The 19,009-nt window shown below is 59.8% G+C and carries 12 protein-coding genes; 9 read left to right on the forward strand and 3 right to left on the reverse strand.

What is annotated here, in order from left to right; translation table 11 throughout:
• Positions 1-189 precede the first annotated feature (189 nt).
• Genes A0U94_RS00120 through A0U94_RS00130 form a run of 3 tightly spaced genes read left to right on the forward strand, consistent with a single transcriptional unit; the run spans position 190 to position 5,939 of the window.
• Complete coding sequence (locus A0U94_RS00120; protein ID WP_408735617.1) at positions 190-1,311, forward strand: efflux RND transporter periplasmic adaptor subunit; 1,122 nt, start codon at positions 190-192, stop codon at positions 1,309-1,311.
• 6 nt (positions 1,312-1,317) lie between these two features.
• Positions 1,318-4,494, forward strand: a complete 3,177-nt coding sequence (locus A0U94_RS00125) for an efflux RND transporter permease subunit (protein ID WP_077802037.1) — start codon at positions 1,318-1,320, stop codon at positions 4,492-4,494.
• Entirely contained in the window at positions 4,491-5,939 is a 1,449-nt protein-coding gene (locus tag A0U94_RS00130; RefSeq protein ID WP_077802038.1) for an efflux transporter outer membrane subunit, read from the forward strand. The genes A0U94_RS00125 and A0U94_RS00130 overlap by 4 nt, the downstream gene beginning before the upstream one ends.
• Positions 5,940-6,012: 73 nt before the next feature.
• Here the strand turns inward: A0U94_RS00130 and A0U94_RS00135 are convergent, their stop codons facing one another.
• Genes A0U94_RS00135 through A0U94_RS00145 form a run of 3 tightly spaced genes read right to left on the reverse strand, consistent with a single transcriptional unit; the run spans position 6,013 to position 10,289 of the window.
• Complete coding sequence (locus A0U94_RS00135) at positions 6,013-7,512, reverse strand: efflux transporter outer membrane subunit (protein ID WP_167369325.1); 1,500 nt, start codon at positions 7,510-7,512, stop codon at positions 6,013-6,015.
• 8 nt (positions 7,513-7,520) lie between these two features.
• On the reverse strand, positions 7,521-8,597 hold the full coding sequence (locus tag A0U94_RS00140) for an HlyD family secretion protein (RefSeq protein ID WP_062032190.1): 1,077 nt from the start codon (positions 8,595-8,597) through the stop codon (positions 7,521-7,523).
• Positions 8,598-8,612: 15 nt separating this feature from the next.
• Complete coding sequence (locus A0U94_RS00145; protein WP_077802040.1) at positions 8,613-10,289, reverse strand: MFS transporter; 1,677 nt, start codon at positions 10,287-10,289, stop codon at positions 8,613-8,615.
• Between the two features lie 168 nt (positions 10,290-10,457).
• Between A0U94_RS00145 and A0U94_RS00150 the strand changes: the two genes are divergently transcribed.
• The 6 genes from A0U94_RS00150 to A0U94_RS00175 all read left to right on the forward strand — a co-directional run bounded on the left by A0U94_RS00150 (position 10,458) and on the right by A0U94_RS00175 (position 18,987).
• Positions 10,458-11,420 carry a LysR family transcriptional regulator gene (locus tag A0U94_RS00150; RefSeq protein WP_077802041.1) on the forward strand — a complete coding sequence of 321 codons (963 nt, stop codon included), beginning with the start codon at positions 10,458-10,460 and terminating at the stop codon, positions 11,418-11,420.
• 175 nt (positions 11,421-11,595) lie between these two features.
• Positions 11,596-12,627, forward strand: a complete 1,032-nt coding sequence (locus A0U94_RS15625; protein WP_149026623.1) for a hypothetical protein — start codon at positions 11,596-11,598, stop codon at positions 12,625-12,627.
• 10 nt (positions 12,628-12,637) lie between these two features.
• The gene (locus A0U94_RS00160) at positions 12,638-16,411 is read left to right on the forward strand and encodes an AAA domain-containing protein (protein ID WP_167369326.1); all 3,774 of its coding nucleotides are present in this window, start codon (positions 12,638-12,640) and stop codon (positions 16,409-16,411) included.
• Entirely contained in the window at positions 16,401-17,231 is an 831-nt protein-coding gene (locus tag A0U94_RS00165; RefSeq protein WP_149026625.1) for a DNA topoisomerase, read from the forward strand. The genes A0U94_RS00160 and A0U94_RS00165 overlap by 11 nt, the downstream gene beginning before the upstream one ends.
• Positions 17,228-18,214, forward strand: a complete 987-nt coding sequence (locus A0U94_RS00170) for a hypothetical protein (protein ID WP_077802045.1) — start codon at positions 17,228-17,230, stop codon at positions 18,212-18,214. Before A0U94_RS00165 ends, A0U94_RS00170 begins: the two co-directional genes overlap by 4 nt.
• Complete coding sequence (locus A0U94_RS00175) at positions 18,211-18,987, forward strand: hypothetical protein (protein WP_077802046.1); 777 nt, start codon at positions 18,211-18,213, stop codon at positions 18,985-18,987. The genes A0U94_RS00170 and A0U94_RS00175 overlap by 4 nt, the downstream gene beginning before the upstream one ends.
• The last annotated feature ends 22 nt before the right edge of the window (positions 18,988-19,009 follow it).

Genomic DNA, 19,009 nt, shown 5'->3' on the forward strand with positions numbered 1-19,009 from the left:
TTTTCATAAGACCATGCTGTTTTTATGATCTAATCGACATTTTTGTCCTTGGCTATGTTGCGAAGTCAAACTGAGAATTCTCAAGCCTTCAGAGCGATTTCGGACATAATGCCTCATCGAAGATACGCGCCACCAGCGCCGCATAGCCCGTTCACCCCCAAAAGAGATCGCTTTCGTTCCGCGTTCGGTCTGATTTCTCTTTGCTCGGTGCCGCTCGCCTTGGCAGGTTGCCAGAAGAAAGCCACGCCCCCGCAACTGTTACCGCAGTCTGTGGGGATCATGACGTTACAAACACAGCCGGTCACGCTTGAGACGTCTCTACCCGGTCGAACGGATGCCTACGAACAGGCGCAGATCCGCCCGCAGGTGAATGGTGTCATTGTCTCGCGCGACTTCGAACAGGGTGCAGACGTTAAAAAAGGGCAGCAGCTCTTTCAGATCTACATCGCGCCGTATCAGGCTGCTTATGACCAAGCCAAGGCCCAGCTCATGAACGCGCAGGCCGTGGCCGCGCGGGCGAACGGTCAGCTCAAGCGGTATCGTCCGCTGGTGGCGGCTCATGCCGTGAGTTCACAGGACTTCGATAATACGCTGGCAACGGCGCGTGAGGCTGAAGCGCAGATTGCCCAGGCGAAAGCCAATCTTGAGGCCGCTGAAGTTAATCTCAATTATACCCATGTCCGGGCCCCGATTGATGGTCGTATCGGTCGTACGCTTTACACACCCGGTGCGTTGCTGACAGCCGGTCAGACCCCGCCTGTTGCAGTCGTGACACGACTTGATCCGATCTATGTGGACGTCAATCTGGCAGCTTCGGACATGTTGCGGCTCAAGCATGAGCTGGCAACAGGCCAGGTCGAACGCAGGGGTGATGATGCCGCCGCTGTTGGTCTGAAGCTTGAAGATGATTCAGACTACCCACACCGCGGTAAGCTCCAGCTTTCCGAAGTCACGGTGGATCCGGCGACCGGAACACTTGTCATGCGCGCCGTTTTCCCGAACCCGGATCATCTGCTGCTGCCGGGCATGTTTGTGCACGCCCATATTCGTGAAGGTATTGATCCGAACGGTATTCTGGTGCCGCAGGTGGCTGTCCAGCGTGACGCGAAGGGAAACCCCTTTGTGATGACCGTTGGTGCAGAGAACACGGTGCAGCCGCGCCCGATCCAGACGTCCCGGACGGTTGGAAAGGACTGGCTGGTGACGGAAGGCGTGCAAGCAGGTGACAAAATCATCGTGAATGGTCTGCAGAAGGTTCAGCCGGGCGTGAAGGTCGCACCTCAGGACGTTCCTGCGGGAAAGGCTGAGTAACAGCATATGACGCTTTCACGCTTTTTCATTGATCGGACGATTTTTGCATGGGTGATCGGGCTGATCATCATGCTGGTTGGGGGCGTTGCCATCACCCGCATGCCGATTTCTCAGTATCCCAGCATCGCACCGCCGCAGATCGGCATCACTGTTGACTACCCTGGGGCATCTGCCGAGACGGTGAACAATACGGTTGTCCGCCCGATCCTTCAGCAGATGTATGGTCTGGACCATCTCGAGTATCTGTCTGCTTCGTCTTACGCGAGCGGACATATGGAAATCGACCTGACGTTCGAGCAGGGTACGAACCCTGACATCGCGCAGGTTCAGGTCCAGAACAAGCTTCAGCTGGCCCAGCCGCGTCTGCCGGCGGAAGTCACGGCGCAGGGGCTGAGCATCACGAAGGCGACCAAGAACTTCATGATGGCGATCGGATTTATTTCCGAAGACGGCAGCATGTCTGGTCAGGATGTCGCAGACTATGTGGCCTCTACCATATCCGATCCACTGTCCCGTGTTTCAGGTGTAGGCGACCATACGCTCTTTGCGTCCGAATATGCGATGCGCGTCTGGCTGGACCCGTCGAAGCTCTACAATTTCGGCCTGACGGTCGGCGATGTCCAGTCCGCCATCCAGGCGCAGAACATCCAGGTTTCTTCGGGTGAGCTGGGTGGTCTTCCGGCCAAGAAGGGGATCGGGTTCGATGCCACGATCATTGGTCCGACCCGTCTGAGCACGCCTGACCAGTTCAAGGAAATCCTGCTCAAGGTGCAGCAGGATGGCAGTCAGGTGCGTCTGAAAGACGTGGGGCGGGTCGAGCTCGGAGCACAAAGCTATAGCATGACATCCTTTATCAACAACCATCCTGGCGCCGCCCTGGCTCTCAAGCTGGCAGCCGGCGCCAACCAGATTGTTGTTGAAAATGCTGTTCGGACAAAGTTGAAGGAACTTTCACATTATTTCCCTCCTGGTCTGAAAACAGTCTATCCGCTTGATACCGAGCCTTTCATCACGCTCTCCATCAAGGAAGTCATTGAGACGCTCGTGGAAGCCATCGCGCTCGTATTCATCGTGATGCTGATCTTCCTGCAGAACTTCCGCGCCACGCTGATTCCGACGATTGCCGTGCCAGTCGTTCTTCTGGGGACGTTCGGGCTGCTGTCTGTTCTCGGGTATAGTATCAACACGCTGACCATGCTGGCCATGGTGCTGGCGGTCGGCCTGCTGGTCGATGACGCGATCGTGGTGGTCGAGAACGTCGAACGTGTGATGACGGACAGGGGGCTGTCACCGAAAGAAGCGGCCCGTGTCTCGATGGACGAGATCTCGGGTGCGCTTGTCGGCATCGTGCTGGTGCTGACGGCGGTGTTCCTGCCGATGGCAGCGTTCGGCGGTTCCACGGGTATTATCTATCGCCAGTTTTCCATCACGATCGTTGCGGCCATGTGGCTGTCCGTTCTGGTGGCGATGGTTATGACGCCGGCCCTCTGTGCGTCCATGCTCAAGCCGACCCACAAGGGGCATGATCGTGGACCCGCAGCCTGGTTCAACCGGACATTCGATCGTCTGACCAATGGATATCTGAGTGGCGTGAAGTGGCTGACACGTCATGTTTTTATCAGCATGGGGGTGTTCATTGCCACAACAGCGGGTGTCATCTTCCTTTTCATGAAAATTCCTGGTGGGTTTCTGCCGGATGAAGATCAGGGTCTGATTTTCGGTCAGGTGACAATGCGCGCGGGGGCCACAGATGCCCAAACCGCGGCCGTAAATCGCAGGATTGCAGACTATGTTCTAAAAACTTACGGGAATACGGTAGATTCTGTTCTGTCGATGAACGGGTTTAATTTTGCAGGACAAGGGCAAAATGCAGGTGCTTTCTTTATTCGCATGAAGCCTTGGGATGAAAGGCCCGGCTGGAAGAACTCAACGGCTGCAATCGCGGGCGAAATCATGAAGCATTTCCAATCAGATCCGGAAGCCATGATCTTTGCCGTCAATCCGCCAGCCGTCCTTGAACTGGGCAATGCGACCGGTTTTGATCTGGAGTTGGAAGACACCGGACATCTGGGTCATGAAGCGCTGCTGGCCGCGCGAAACCAGATCCTGAGCGAAGCAGCGAAAAATCCGCTTCTGATGGCTGTTCGTCCGCTGGGTATGGAGGATGCGCCGCAGTTCAAGCTTGATATCAACCGTGAGCGCGCCAACGCTTTCGGCCTGACGAATGCGGATATCAACACGACAATTGAAGGTGCGTTTGGCTCCATCTACGTCAACCAGTTCATGCGCAATGACCGCGTCAAGCAGGTCTATATCCAGGGCGAGCCCTGGGCGCGCATGACGCCGGAGGATCTGAACCGCTGGTATGTCCGCAATACGACGGGAACGATGGTGCCGTTCAATGCCTTTGCTTCGGGGGTCTGGGTTAACGGTCCGCAGAAGGTCGAGGACTATAACGGTCTGAACTCCTACGAAATCCAGGGACAGCCGGCCGTGGGCGCAAGCTCGGGTCAGGCGATGACGGAAATGGAGAAGCTTCTGGCCAAGCTGCCGCGCGGCATCGGTTATGAGTGGACGGGTCTGTCGTTCGAGCAGCTTGCTTCGAGTGGATCGACCGGGCCGCTTTATGCTCTGGCCGTTGTGGTCATCATGTTCTGTCTGGCGGCGCTTTATGAGAGCTGGGCCATTCCGTTCGCGGTGCTGCTCGTGCTTCCGCTCGGCGTGCTGGGTGCCATCGCATCGACGCTGGGACGCGGGTTGGCCAACGACGTCTATTTCCAGGTCGGGCTGCTCACGACGGTGGGTCTGTCGGTGAAGAACGCGATCCTGATCGTGGAATTCGCCAAGGCCTTCTTCGAAAGTGGCGAAACTCTGGAAGACTCGGTTCTGGAAGCCGGGCGTGAGCGTCTGCGTCCGATCCTCATGACGTCGATCGCCTTTGTCTGTGGTGTGTTTCCGCTGGCGATCGCGACCGGGGCTGGCTCGGCAGCGCGCGTGGCGATCGGAACCTGTGTCGTGGGTGGCATGCTCTCGGCAACGCTGCTGGCGGTCTATTTCGTCCCGGTCTTCTTCGTTGTGGTGCTGCGTCTGTTCCGTGTGAGCCGGGTCAGGGACCGCAAGGACCCGTATGCCCATCTGGACAACAAAGCGGCGCCTGTCGCTGAAGGGGAGCACGGAGCATGAAGGCCCGTCTCGGACTGACTTCCGGATTTGCCGGAATGCTGATGCTTTCGGCCTGTAACATGGCGCCGGTTTACCACCGGCCCACGCAGGCCATCCAGAACAGCTACCCCGCGGATACGGCATCGAGGAACACGCCTGCGGCTCAGGCCGCGTCCAATCTCGGGTGGGAGGATTTCTTCACCGACCCGCGGCTGAAGGCGCTCGTGGCGCTGGCGTTGAAAAACAACCGCGACATCGCAGCGCAGCTTGATGCTGTGGGCGTGGCGCGCGGCCAGTACGAGATCCAGAATGCCTCGCTGTTTCCGATCATCTCGGCTGGCGGACAGGGGCTGTTCATGGCGCCATCCGATACGGCAGGTTTCTCCTTTGCGCCTGGCGTTGGCGAGCATATCTCAACCCTGCGTCTGTATCAGACGTCGATCGGATTTTCGTCTTACGAAATTGATCTGTGGGGCCGCATCCGCAACCTGACGCGTCAGCAGAAGGAAACGGTGCTGAACAACGTCGAGAACGCGCGGAACGTTCTCATCACGACGGTCTCGCAGATCGGGACGACCTACATCCAGTGGCTGGCTGATCGCGAGCAGCTCCGGGTGACGCGTGCCACGCTGGCGTCCGAGCGCGATACCCTGCGGCTGACCCAGCTTTCCTATGACAATGGCGAAACGGATGCGCTGACGCTGGCGCAGGTCAAGACACAGGTCGAGCAGGCTTCCGCCTACGAGGCGCAATATACGCGCGCTCTGGCGGATGACGAGCATGCGCTTCAGCTTCTCGTCGGCTCGCCGCTGCCCTCGACCTTGCCGGAACCGGCGCCCTTCGGATCGCAGACCATGATCACGGATCTGCCGGAGGGCCTGCCTTCGGATCTGCTGGAGCAGCGGCCGGACGTCCGTGCGGCAGAGCATACCCTGCTGGGGGCCAATGCCAATGTGGGTGCAGCGCGCGCGGCGTTCTTCCCCCGCTTTACGCTGACGGCTTCGGAAGGCACCAGTTCGCTTCAGTTCCGCAAGCTGTTCACGCCGGGTGCCGAAACCTGGAGCATTTCCCCGTCCATCAGCATTCCGCTGCTGACCTGGGGGCAGAGCGAAGGGAATCTGATGATGGCCAAGGCGCAGTCCCGTCAGAATGCGGCGCAGTATGAAAAGACCGTACAGTCGGCGTTCCGTGAAGTTTCGGATGCATTGACGGCACGGGAAACCTATACGACCCAGCAGCGCCACATGGACGAGCTGGTGGCGCAGTCGCAGCAGGCATTCGATCTGGCCAACATGCGCTACAAGGCCGGTATCGACAGCTATCTGACCACCCTGACGCAGCAGCGCACCCTCTATCAGGCGCAGCAGAACGACATCATGGTCAAGGCCGCAAGGTTCCAGAATATTGTAACATTGTATCGCGCACTCGGGGGTGGCTGGAGCCAGAAGACAGTTTGGCAAGACTGATCGTCTGTCGAAGATTACGTGTTTAGCACCTGTGTTTAAGCGAGGGTGAGAACGATTTCAGTTGGATTGAACGTCAGGGTTTCTGTGTCCACCCCCCTCCGAGTGCCCTGTACAGGTGGGCAATGGAAATCGAGACGTTGGCGCTCGATTCCGCCAACGCGCTCCGACTTGCTAGAAGAGCATTCTGCGTCGTCAGGACGTTGAGGAAGTCTCCGGCCCCCTGACTGTACTGAAGCTGCGCGATATGGACGGCGGTTTCATCTTCCGAAACCGTTTCTTCCAGTCGGTTGCGACGTTCCTGCGCTGCGCTTAGATCCGCCATGGAGTCATCGACTTCTTCCCACGCCTTCAGGAGCGTGCGATGCAACGCAATCGCGGCTTCCTTCTGCTGGGCTCTGCGGAGATGAAGCTGCCCCGTCAGCCGTCCCCCTTCGAAAAGCGGCAGCGTCATGGTCGGACCAAACCCGTACTGACGCGACGCCCATGAACCCAATCCGCTGAACTGCAACGCCTGAATATCCAGACTGCCCGACAGCGTGACACGCGGAAAAAAGTCCGCGACCGCCACGCCGATACTCGCCGTCGCGGCATGAAGATGGTCTTCAGCCGCTCGCACATCCGGGCGACGCTCCGCCAGTTCGGACGGCAGACCAACTGGAATATCAGCCGGGACGGGCGGGATGATCCGGCTCGATCCAAGTCTGTCCTTCAACGCGCCTGGTTCCCGTGCCGTCAGGAAGCTCAGCGCGTTTACGAGATGCACTTCCTGACTTTTCAGGACCGGAAGACGCGCCTCGAAGCCATGCATCTGTCCACAGGAATAGGCGACATCGAGCTTCGTCGCCGTGCCCTGCGCGAACCGGAGTTCCGTGAGTTTCACGCTATGCTTTGCGATATCAATGCTCTGTTGCGTGATGCCGATCTGTGTCTGGACATTGCGCAGGTTCAGATAATCCTGCGCCGTTTCAGCCATGAGCGAGACGAGCACATCACGGCGCAGCTCGTCGGTTTCGTGCATCGCAGCCGTCGCCGCTTCGACCTGCCGGCGGACATGCCCCCAGAAATCGACTTCCCAGGATGCACTCAACCCGTATTGGGGCAGATTGAACGAGGGATTGCCCTTTGCTCCATCCATGGCAGCCGGCCCAAAGCCCTGTTGACCGCTGGCGATCTCGCCGGGGCCCGCCTGCTGCATGGTCCCCAGTAGACCGAGAATACCATTTGTGCTGGCGCGTTCGCGGGCATAGGAGGCAGCACCTTCCATATGCGGCATCTGGGCTGCACTGGCGATCCGGCGTTCAGCCTGACTTTCCGTGAAATGCAGGGCGGCCTCGCGCAGGTCGAGGTTGTTACGCGCCACATCTTCTTCCAGCGCCGTCAGCGTGGGGTCACGATAGATCTGCCACCATTGTGCATCGACGGCGGAGGTTTCCTGCGGATGACTGGCAGCGGGGGCCAGGCTCTGGTGCCAGTGCGCGGGCGCATGGGGATCGGGCCGATGATAGTCCGGCCCTACCGTGCAGGCAGAGAGACCTGTCAGCGCCAGGAGAAGGCAGCGGGAGTTCTGGAACATGGAAGCTCTCATTTCCAGAGATATCGTGCGTCATGGGAATGAGTGCCCTCGGGCGTCGAAGACGTGTCGATCCGTGCTTCGACGGACATACCGACGCGCACTTTTTCTGCCAGATTCTGACCGGGGTCGAAGGTCAGTTTGACGGGAACGCGCTGAACGACCTTCGTGAAGTTTCCGGTTGCGTTATCGGGCTGGATAGCAGCGAAAGCCACACCTGTGGCTGGGGCCAGACTGTCCACATGGGCCTTGAGCGGATGACCGGGAAACGTATCGACCCAGACCGTCGCACTCTGGCCGGTCTGGACTTTCGTCAGCTGGGTTTCCTGAAAATTCGCCAGCACATAGGCCTTGCGGACCGGCACGACCGCCAGCAGCCCCGTGCCCGGATGGACATAGGCACCGACACGCACGCCGCGCTCTCCCACCACGCCGTCCACCGGTGCGGGAACGGTGCAGTAGGACAGGTTCAGTTCGGCCTGATGCTCGGCACTTTTCGCCTTCAGAAGCGCACCCTGAGCCTTTTCAAGCTGCGCCTTCAGCACCGCGACCTGCTGTTCAGCCGTACTGGTTCCGGCCTTGTCGCGGGCAAGGGCCGCAACCGCTTCAAGCTGCCGGGCTTCCGCGCCCTGCTGCTGTTCGATCGTGCTCGCGCCCCCTGCGGACAGATTGCGATACCGGGCCGCATTCTGCCGTGCAAAAACCAGCGCCGCCTCGTCGGACTGCACGGTATATTTCGCCGCGTCGACGATGGAGCCCTGACGGTCCAGCAGGGCCTGAAGATTGGTCACATCGCCCTGAGCCGCAGCCGTATCGCCACGGGCCGCATCCAGCGCTGCGCGGTAATCGTCGTCCTCGATATGCGCAAGTTCTTCCCCGGCATGGACGTATTCATTGTCCTCGGCCAGCACCCGGTCGATACGCCCGGAGACCTTCGGAGCCACGGTCGTGAAATCGGCCGTGACATAGGCATCGTTGGTTTCCTGCCGGATACCATCACCCACGAAGAAACGGTCTGCCGTCCAGGCCAGACCCGTCAGAACAATGACCGCACATCCGGCCAGAAGAAGGGGTTTTCCGTAAATCATATAAAGGCAGGTCCGTCAGTGCGCGGTGGCGGGAATGGGTGAGGGGGCGGGTTCAGGTCGGGGGTCACGGGCGGCGGCAGGCATGGCCGGAGCAGGCCCCTTGCCGGGCGGATAGACCCGTTTAGGCAGCACGGCGGTCAGCGCGACATAAGCAAGGCAGAGGCACATCACGACGAAATAGATGTCCACCAGCGCCAGCGTGATCGACTGCTCGTGCAGATAGGTGTGGAAGATCTGAAGCGTATTTCGCGCCACATGATCGCCGTCAGGCGAGCTGTTGCTGATCGCTCCGTGAATTGGATCACCCATACCGGACAGCGCTGTAGCGTTATTGCCCGCCCGGTCCAGCAGCATCGTGGAATGATACTGTTCCCGACGACGGAGCAGGATTTCGAAAATAGCGGCAGCGAACGCATTGGCCATGCCCTTGAGCATGTTGACCATGCCCGAGATGAACGGGCCGTCCGCCGGCCCCAGAGACATGGTGGCCAGCATCAGCACCGGGATCACGACCATTGGCTGACCGAGGATCTGAAGCGCCTGCAAGAGATAAAAATTGTCCCGTACCCAGTCCGGCGTCAGCCAGGTTCCAAGGAACGCTGCCAGCGCCAGACACGACATGCCGAACGCCAGCACATACCGGCAGTCCACCCGCGCGGAGTTGCACAGAGCAGCTGTCAGCGGCAGCATGATGAGCTGTGGCAGGGCAACCGTCAGCGCGACCGGAGCTGCCTGAATGGGCCGATAGCCCCGCACGGCTTCCAGATACGTCATCGGCACCTCCATCATCAGCCCGCAGATGATGAGCACACCCACGAGTGTCAGCAGAGACATCGTGATGTTGCGGTTCTTCCAGTACTGAAGCCGGAAGAACGGGCTGTGATGGTGCCATTCATGGAACAGGAACCCCACGAACAGCGCACCGCCCCAGAATGTCAGATGAGAGATGATCGGCGAACGGAACCAGTCCAGCCGGTCCCCCTGATAGAGTACGGTCACCACACACAGGATGGATGGCACACCAATGAAGAAACCGCGCCAGTTGAACTTTTTGAACCGTTCGAGATGCACCGGATCGCGCGGCAGTCCGTAGGCCATCATGGCGATGGCGATGATGCTGAAGGGAATGACCTCCCAGTACAGCCAGCGCCAGCCCACATGCTCGAACCACATTGCCTCAAGCGGCCCACCCAGATTGGGGCCAAAGGTGGCGCTCATCGCATAGCCGCCAATGCCGAAGACCTTGATGGGCGGCGGCAGATATTTCAGCATGACCGTCATCAGGACGGGTGGCAGACACCCTGCACTCAGCCCCTGTGCCGCACGAAGAAAGCACAGCGAGACCATGTCCGGCATGAAGGGCAGGGGGATCGACAGCATGGCGAGCACGGCCGTCATGAAGATCGAAAACCGGTAGATCGAAAACGTCATGTAGAACCAGGGCGTGAAGGCCATGGCCGCGATGTTGAAAGCCTCGTAGATCGAGGTGAACCACGTCCCCTCATCATGCCCGATATGCATCGCGCCCCGGATATCGGCGAGGCCGATTTCCGTGATGTGTTCGTTGAATCCGGCGACATGCACGGCCAGCAGCATCCCCAGACAGCCGACAATGGTCCGCATACCGAAAGGCGGAATATAGGAAGGCTGCGCGGGTGGAGCCTGCGGCGATGATGAAACTGCTGGGGTCATGGATCTTTTCCGTTACCCGACAGCCTGTATCCGGCAGGCACAGGCCCGAAAACCCACGTTTGCGGCAAGTGACGTTTCCACTTTCCGCAAGGGTTGGAATAATGCCTTCCGTTTTGTGCAAGAAACCGTGAAAACGGGGTGTGGAAACGGCAGGAAACAGGAAGAACGATGGCGAGACGCAACAACAGCCGCAGATTCTATGACCTTGATCTTCTGCGCTATCTTCAGGCCCTGGTGGAGGAAGAGAGCGTCTCGAAAGCGGCGCTTCGCCTGAAGGTGAGTGATGCCGCCATGAGTCGCCATCTCGCCACGTTGCGGAGCGTTTTTGGCGACCCCATTCTGGTCCTGTCCGGGCGCCGGATGATGGCGACGACTTTTGCCAGTCGCATCCGCGACCGGGTTCAAAGCATTGTGAGGGACGCAGACGCGCTGGTGCACGATAGCGAAACGCTGAATCTGCGCCATCTCTCGCCCCGTTTCACGATCCGCGCCAACGATCTTATCGTGAGCGCATTCGGCCATGTGATCCTGATGGCGCTCAAGGCTGAGTGCCCGAATTGTAGCGTGGTGTTCGCTCCGGAGACGGAAGAACCAGCCAGTGAGGCACTGCGTAACAGCCGGATTGATCTGTACGTAGGTGCAACGGATGATCTGCGTCCAGAAATCATGCGCCAGACTTTGTTCCTGACGTCATTCCGCGCCATGGTCCGTGAGGGGCACCCCATTTTCGCGCAGGGGATCACTCCGCAGACACTCGTGGAATACGACCATATCAGCGTCTCCCGCAAAGGCCGCCCCTATGGTCCGATGGATGTCATTCTCAAGGAACGCTACGGGCTGACCCGACAGATCGCGATGGTCGTTCCAACCTATCATTCCATGATCGAGACCATCCGCGAAACAGACATGATCCTTCCGCTACCCGATATCGTTATCGACCGTCTGCCACTTTCCCAGATCCAGCTTGAGGCTTTCGAATTTCCGTTCGAACTGCCCCCCGTCATATCCTTTCAGGCATGGCATCCCCGTGTGGATAGCGATGGCGTTCATCGGTGGCTGAGGGATACGGTCTTTCAGGTCATTCAACGCGAACTGAAAAACAGAAGACCCCCTGAAACCGCAACGGTCTGATTTCAGGACTGGCGGATATGACAGTCATGAGCAGTCGAAGACATATCTCGATGATTTTATGATGCTCTTCCTTCAGTAGATCAAAGTCGTGTCCTGATACCGGAAAACGGATTGACCATCCCTCTTCGCAGACTATCATGGCCTCGATGGAAATTCTGTTTTCGGGGGAGCAGGTGTGCCTGAGACGATAAAGGCGCGGGGACGGCTTTACTTCGGACGGAAGGGCAATAATTCCTACTGTCGTTTCAGCGGGCTGACCGAGGATGACAGTCAGGAGGTCACGGCATTCGCGGATGAAGACGCTGTGCGGGTCTGGTTCGTTGGTGAAGAAACGGACGAATGCAAGGTGATTCTTGTCCGTCGTTCCAATGGCTGGAAGCTGGAGGGCCCGCATATATTGCATGCCTTTAAGGATATTGAGGCAGTTGCCACGGGCACCTGTTCCGAGCCCGATCCGGTGACGGGTCTTCCCGAATGGATCGAGATCGCTTTTACGGCGGCTTCCGGCGTACGGCAGATTGTTCGCCTCTGGTCTTCGGTGATGCATAAAGCCGGAGTTGCGGAAATTGGCGAAGGCTGCGTCGTACGCGGCACTTTTTCAAAAAATTCGAAAGGCTGGTGGGAGGTCTCTGATCTTTCTGTGCCAGGCTTGGCGGGCGCATTCCCTGAAGACGAAGATATCAGTGGCGTGCTCGCTTCAGACTGGAACAGGGCGGCCCGGACTGCGCCCAAAATCGTGTTCCGCTCCCCTCACACCAGCCTGTCAGTCATAAAGGAAGTTCCTTCGGCGCTGGCCAATTTTGCCGGCTGGACACGTATGGAGCGCGGCACAGAAATTACCTGCAAGCTGATGTGGCGCGAAGGGGGTGCCATCGCACGCAAACATGAGCGCTGGACGGTCTCCGAACTGTGCGCGCCCGTCCGCAATACCGTGTTTTCGCGTCTGAAGAACGCGCCGGAGAGCGATATTTTCGAGGTGTCCGGCCTGATCCTCGAACCGGAGCGTGAGGAGAGCATCCTGGTGCACTTCAGTGACAGCAAGATCGGTGGCGACATGATCCTCAGCGGATCGTTCCAGAAATGGCCGCTCAAAGCCCTTTCAGCGGCGGTGTGCGCGGAATTGGTGCCGGGACGCCGTGTCGTCATGGATATCGCCCTTCGAGCACAGCAGGCCTATGCCGGACGCCTGCACCGGATTGAACTCTAAGGAGCCGGTCATGGATGCGCTGACCCTCACCCGCTATCTGGCCGGGGCACTCGATTTCTTCAACATGGACGATCTTGTCCTGAACAACGATCCGCTGGCCACTCTTGACGAGGCTCAGTGCGCGTCAGGCCGGGTGGGCGGGTCGGGCGGCGGAAAAGTGGACAAGGCCGTGTTTGTGCTCTGCCTTGTCCGGTCGGGATACAAGATGCGCCGCTTCGCACTTGCCGCCTGTGCGTGCTCGATCGACGAAGAACAGTGTCTTGTTCCCGTTCCGGGTGAAACACCGTTTTTCAATCATCGTTTCTTCGAGGATTCACAGCAGGATTCTGCCTTCTCGATCGGAGAGTCGAGCACCGATGTGGAGTTCCGTGGAACATATCCCCCTCCACTGGCGGCGGAATGGCGGCCTCTGTGGACATGGATGGCCTCACTCCTGTGCGCGGTGACGGAAACCCGGACATTTGCAGAAGCGGAAGCGGAGCTTGGCCGTCGGGCGGAAGAGGCGGTCGCCTACGGAAAAAAATCAGAAGCCTCCTATTCCCTGTGCGGGCTGATCTATGAGGCAACGTCGGAAAAAGGGGCAACGATCAATACCCGCGCGCTGGGCGCATCCCTGCTCGAAGGCTGGGATTATGCCCGCATTGGCGAAACGGCGCTCGCAGCGTTCGAGAGTAACGAAGGTCTTCGCCCCACCCGGCATCAGTGGGGCACGGACGGCATTTATGGCCACATGGACGAGCGGTCGGGTCTGGGGCGCGTACAATTCCCCCTTGATGCCAGTCAGAGGAGCGCCGTACGTCATCTGGGTGCGCTCGCCCCAGGCGAGGCGCAGGCTGTTAACGGGCCACCCGGCACCGGCAAGACTTCGATGCTCAAGGCCGCTATTGCGTCACGCTGGGTACAGGCCGCCATCCGGGGAGAGGACTGTCCGGTTACGGTGGCGTGCGGCGCGACCAACCAGTCCGTAACCAACGTCATCCGTGCTTTCGGGGACGTGCATGCCGAAGAACATGCTCAGTTTGTGCTGGGGAAGCGCTGGATTCCTTCTCTCGTCTCTTATGGCAGTTTCTTTCCATCCAAAAGCTATCTGGACAAGAAGCCGGAGACCGCAAACCTGTTTCAGGTGATCCGGGAAGACAGGGAAGGTGCGCTGTATGAGTTCGTAGGGCGCAAACCCGTTTTCAGCGCAGCGGACAGGGACGCGCGCGAGTCAGACTATCTTGATTTCTTCCGTGAGATATTTCCACAGAAGAATGGCACGACCACGCTTGCCGATGCGATCGCCACGTTGCGGGAGCGGGTGATCGACTGGGGCGAGATGTTTCCTGCGCTGCTGGCCCGTCATCTGCATGCGGGCGACGGAGCGTCGGCTTTTGGGAACAGGGAGGCACTGCGCGCCCGGCTGAATCCGTTTGGCCTCGTCTATAATGAAGCCGCAGCGCAGGCGGTTGATGACCTTCTGGAACTTCTGTTCGCGCCCCACAGCGCGGATGCACAAGCACTCGTGGCCGGGGCCATGGAAGACGGGCAGGACGGACGGGCGGCGCGTCAGATGGTGCTGGAAAAGGCGCTCGACTGCAGCCTGCGTCCGCTCGCATTCCATGCCGCCGCGCGCTACTGGGAAGGGCGTTTCATCGCAAGCCTTGGAACGCGCCTGTTTTCCCGTTCCGAGCGCAATGTGACAGAAGGGTTGCGGCGGCTGTGCATGATCACGCCCTGTCTCGTCACCACCCTGAACATGGCTCCGAAGCTGGCGAGGCTGGAGGCGCTGGATCCGGACATGCCGCGTCGTTACGCGTTCGGGCTCATCGACATGCTGATCATCGACGAGGGGGGACAGGCGCTGCCGGAGATCGGTATTCCGGTTCTTGCTCTGGCCAAGCGCGCCGCCGCCGTCGGAGACCGGCTGCAGCTTGCGCCGATCTGGACGCTCGATACGGTGCGCGACGTGGCCCTTTTCGGGCGATGTGGCTTGTCCGACAGAATTGACCGCTTCATGGACGCGGGCGTTTCAGCATCGTGCGGGAGTGTTCTGGCGGCTGTGCGCGGTGTGGCGCGATACAACGAGGTTATGGATCGGGGAATTACGCTCCGCTATCATTACAGATGCCACCCTGACATCATCGAATACTGCAATATTCTCTGTTACGGTGGGACGCTGATCGCGAAAACGTCGCGTAAGGTTCTCACCGCGACAGAAGCCGGGAAAACATTTCCTGCGATGTCGTGGGTGGATTGCGGTACGGAGGCCAAGAAACAGAGCGGCTCCTGGGTCAACGAGGAGGAAGCGCGGCAGATCGCCTCCTGGATCGTGACGAACTGGCCTGCCCTGAAGGAGGCGACGGGCAAGACGGAGCTGAAGGAGACGATTGCCGTTGTCACGCCGTTCAAACCGCAGGTCGAGCGGATTTATGCCGCCCTGAAGGAGAGAATGGACCCCGAGGAGGCCGAGGCCGCAGGCCTCGACGATATGATCATCGGCACGGTTCACTCTCTTCAGGGGGCGGAATGCCCGGTCGTGATCTTCTCTTCCGTCTTTTCAGGGCAGGGCAGCCGGCTGCCGTTCTTCGACAAGGGAACGGAACTGCTGAATGTCGCTGTCTCCCGTGCGAAATCCTGTTTCCTGTGCTTTGGCGAGGATGCGCGTTTCGGCTTTACACGGCCCGAACCGCTTCCGTCCGATCTTCGTGAACTCCGCGACCCTCCCTCCCGTCTTCTCGGGCGGCATATGGCCAATATCGGCGCAAAGCGGCTGTTTCCGAATGTCCTCGTGATTGTGGAGGCACCTGGAAAGGTCGAGAGCATCAGTCATTATCTGGGGCTTGATTACCAGGTTCTGGCCACGGGAGGTGCGGTTGCCGAACTCGGGCTGGATCATGCGAGCCTGTCCTATGCCGATGGACTGGTCCCCCATCATCAGCTTTCAGCGACGGGACAGGATGCGATTGCACGGATTTGCCTCATGGCGAAGGGGATGGAGCGCATCGTTATTGCGACTGACGCCGATCTGATGGGGGAAGAAATCGCCTGGCATGTCGAAACCGCCATTGGGCAGTGTTTGCCGGAATGGGCCGGGCATATTGAACGTGTGCGGCTGGGCGCTATCACCCGTGAAAGCATTTCTGAAGCCTTTGGAGCAAACAAAGAGCCACAGAGGCTCGATCAGTCGGTTGTTGCGGCCGCGTTACTGAGAGAGGTGATCGACATTCTCGTCGCACGCCGTCTGGGTCATGTTCTGGCGGTGGGCCGGGAAGAGCTGCCCGAAGACGAATCGGGCAATACGCCCGAAGATCTTGCGGCGCGTGCGGATGCTGCGGGGCTGCTTGCACAGCCGCCCGCCAAAGGATCGCGAAATGTGGGCATGGGGCGCGTGCAGGCCGGGGTTCTGGCTCTGATGCTGCGGCATCTGCGCGGAGAATTGCAGACCGATGGCCTGTGGGACGTGGGCGTGACAGTGACGGCTGGTCAGGGCAGACGAAACGCAGGTGACAGCAGGGACCGCCCCTGGGCCATCACGGGACGCCTGATGCGCCAGGGCGGCATTGCCCTGTTCGAGGAGGCGGCGGCGCGGGACATGGCGCAGCGTCTTCAGAAAACGTCCGGGCATCTGCGCGAAACGGTAACGCAGCGCGTGGAAATGGGCCCTGCTCCTGCGGCGGGGACAGCCTTCCTTCTCGCCGAAGCATGGCGCCGTCGTGGAATAGCCCCGCGTGAGGCAATGGCATGTCTTCAGAGGCTGTATGAGGGCGGTGCCGGAGTGAAGGGGAATACCCGTGACCGATAACAACAGCGCGCACCCTCCCATAACGCCCACGGACCCCGAAATGACGCCCGCCCGGGTGTCCGGTCGCCTGAGTCCGGAGGAATTCGCTCTTTACGAAATTGCCTATCGTGCCATGCGCGCAGCGCAGGCTCCCATGCCTGTCGTGGAACTGGGCGAAGCGACCTATACGGTCGATGACGTCTCCCCTGCGGACAGAATGCCCTGCGCGGAACAGGGTCTCTGCGAGGTTCTGGTCACCACGGCGTCCGTCCTGTCCGATGGTTGGTGGGAGGAACTCCCTGATGCAAAAGAGAGCTTTCTGTCAGCACTGACGGCCCCTGATACGGACGCAGGCCTGCGGGACGCGGCGGCGCATCCGGACGTCCGGTTCGTTGCTACGCCCCGGCTGCGTCGTGCGGAGCCCTGGACACTCGATGAATTGCTGCTGGCCATGGCCGGGAATGGCGTGGGACGGCCCTCCACGTTCCACGGTGTGCTGGAACTGATGGCGGAAAAGCGCCTGCTCGTCTGGGATCGGGAAACCCGGCAGATCTGTCTGACACAGGCCGGTCTGGATGCCGCGCTGACGCTGGAGGAGGAGGCGCCGGACATCAGCAGTATCGAGTTCGTCGCCTGTCTGGAGCAGCTTGTCGATCAGGTCTCCACAGGAAACCTGCCACCCCACGAGGCCCTGCGGACGGTGGTAGCGCTCCTTGAGGGAGAAACATTCGCGCGTCGCGTTGAGACAAAACTCTGGCAGAACGTGGACGATGTCCTCGCGGCCCAGGATACGGAAGAGCCGGGTGGCCTTCTGACCATGCCGGGAATGGGCAGAGCATGAGCGCACGCCGCGCCGCAGGTGGACGACCGGCGCCGCTCCTCAGCTATCCCCGTACGGCGGCGGAAGCGGCCACCTGCATTGATCAGTTGATTGTTGCGGTCAACAGCCTGACATCGCCCGCTACCGAGAATGCCCTGTTCGAGGCGCAGCGGCTGCTTTCGACCTGTGGTTTTCCAGCAGGTTCGCAGGAAGCGGAAGCCGCGTTCAATCTCCTGAGCGCGGAGCAGCATGCAACGGTGGCCAGACTGGCCAAAAGACTGTGGACCGCGCAGGCCGCAGCCATCACACCCGGAAGCCGCGTGTCACCGGGGCATGTGATGTGGGTGATGGTGCTGGGCGGGGCGCACTGGGAAATCGGCACGCCGTGGGACGAGGCCGCGGCCCGCAGACTTCTGTCCGGTCCGAACCCGAGCAATACAGAGCTGGAAGCGTACGGCACAAGGGGCGCATTGTGGAAACTGAGCGCCCTGTTGCAGCAGGACGTCACGACCCTGCAGACGAAATTTCTTGGCCAGTCGCGCGACGAGATCGTAGAAACGCAGGCCAGTACCACAAACAACACCACAGGTGGCACCACAATCCTGCAATATCTTGGCAGCGGGTCCAATACACCCAACATCGTGCATTTCGTCGAAGGTGTGAACTTCGCGATCGTTCTGGAATCCAAGGCCAATACGAGCGCTTACAAGGATCGTTCCGTCGTCCTGATCGACGGGACCCGTACGGGACATGGGCGTGTTCGTCAGGATGACCCGAAGATGGTCGCGACCATTTCGTCCTGCATGATCCATAACAAGTCCAGAGATCCCCAACGCGCCCAGGCGAAGCGGGACATCGGCCACAGGCTGCGTGACCTGTGCCGGAAGGGGCGCGTCGGCTATCTCTGCGTCCGGAGCAATACGCGGCGCAATGAGCCGCCGCAGGTGGAACACCGGAAGTTCTTCAATCGTTTTCTCTTTCAGGAAACGGAGAATGTTCAATGACCCTTCCCGGAACTCCGCTGCCGGACCTGCGCGCCTATCCCCATCTGGAGGCAGAGGAGGTTGCAGCCCTCGTCGCGGAAAGCGGGTCGAGGGAGGAACTGCTGAAGGTTCAGGATCTCTGGCGCGCCAAACATCTGCGGGACGTCAACGCAATGGCGATCTATACGATGCTGATGGATACCGACGACCTCATCGGGGCGGCATATGCTTCGGGAGATATCGCCGGTTTTCAGGCTCTGCTCGCACGCAGGATATCGTGGTTCAGTCTGCCGCTGGAACGATGCGCACTCGTTCAGCCACCGCTTGCTCTGGACATGCAGCTCACTTCGCTCGCTCTCGGGGATACGGAAACGGCGCGGAGATGGGCGATGGAAGCGGTCGAGAGAGGAGATGCGGAAACTGATGATGGTGAGGCAATAAAGATCCTGTCCCAGGCTTTCACGGCTGCCGTCGGGCGTCGATATGCCGAGCTTCTGAGGCTTTGCAGCCAGTTGGAGCAGCTCTGGGCAGGTCGGCGGACCGGGCAGTTCATGGGGAAAACCGCAATCACAATCGCGCGCGCCTTGCTCGCGGTGCAGAACAGGGATGCGGAAGCTCTGGGAGTGGCGCTCGATTTTCGTCAGAAGTTCCTTGTGGGCTGGTGGACGAAGTATGCCGCTGTCGATCGGGCCGCCGCGCTGTTCGACGTGACCGGACAGGCGATCCTGGCGCTTGCCGCCCGCGAAGGTCTGGCCTGTCGCGGGAATGTTTTTTCCGATCCGGCGTTTCTCTGAGCGGTTTTCCCGGTCCGTTGGA

Source organism: Gluconobacter albidus (assembly GCF_002005485.1).
Lineage (GTDB): Bacteria > Pseudomonadota > Alphaproteobacteria > Acetobacterales > Acetobacteraceae > Gluconobacter > Gluconobacter albidus.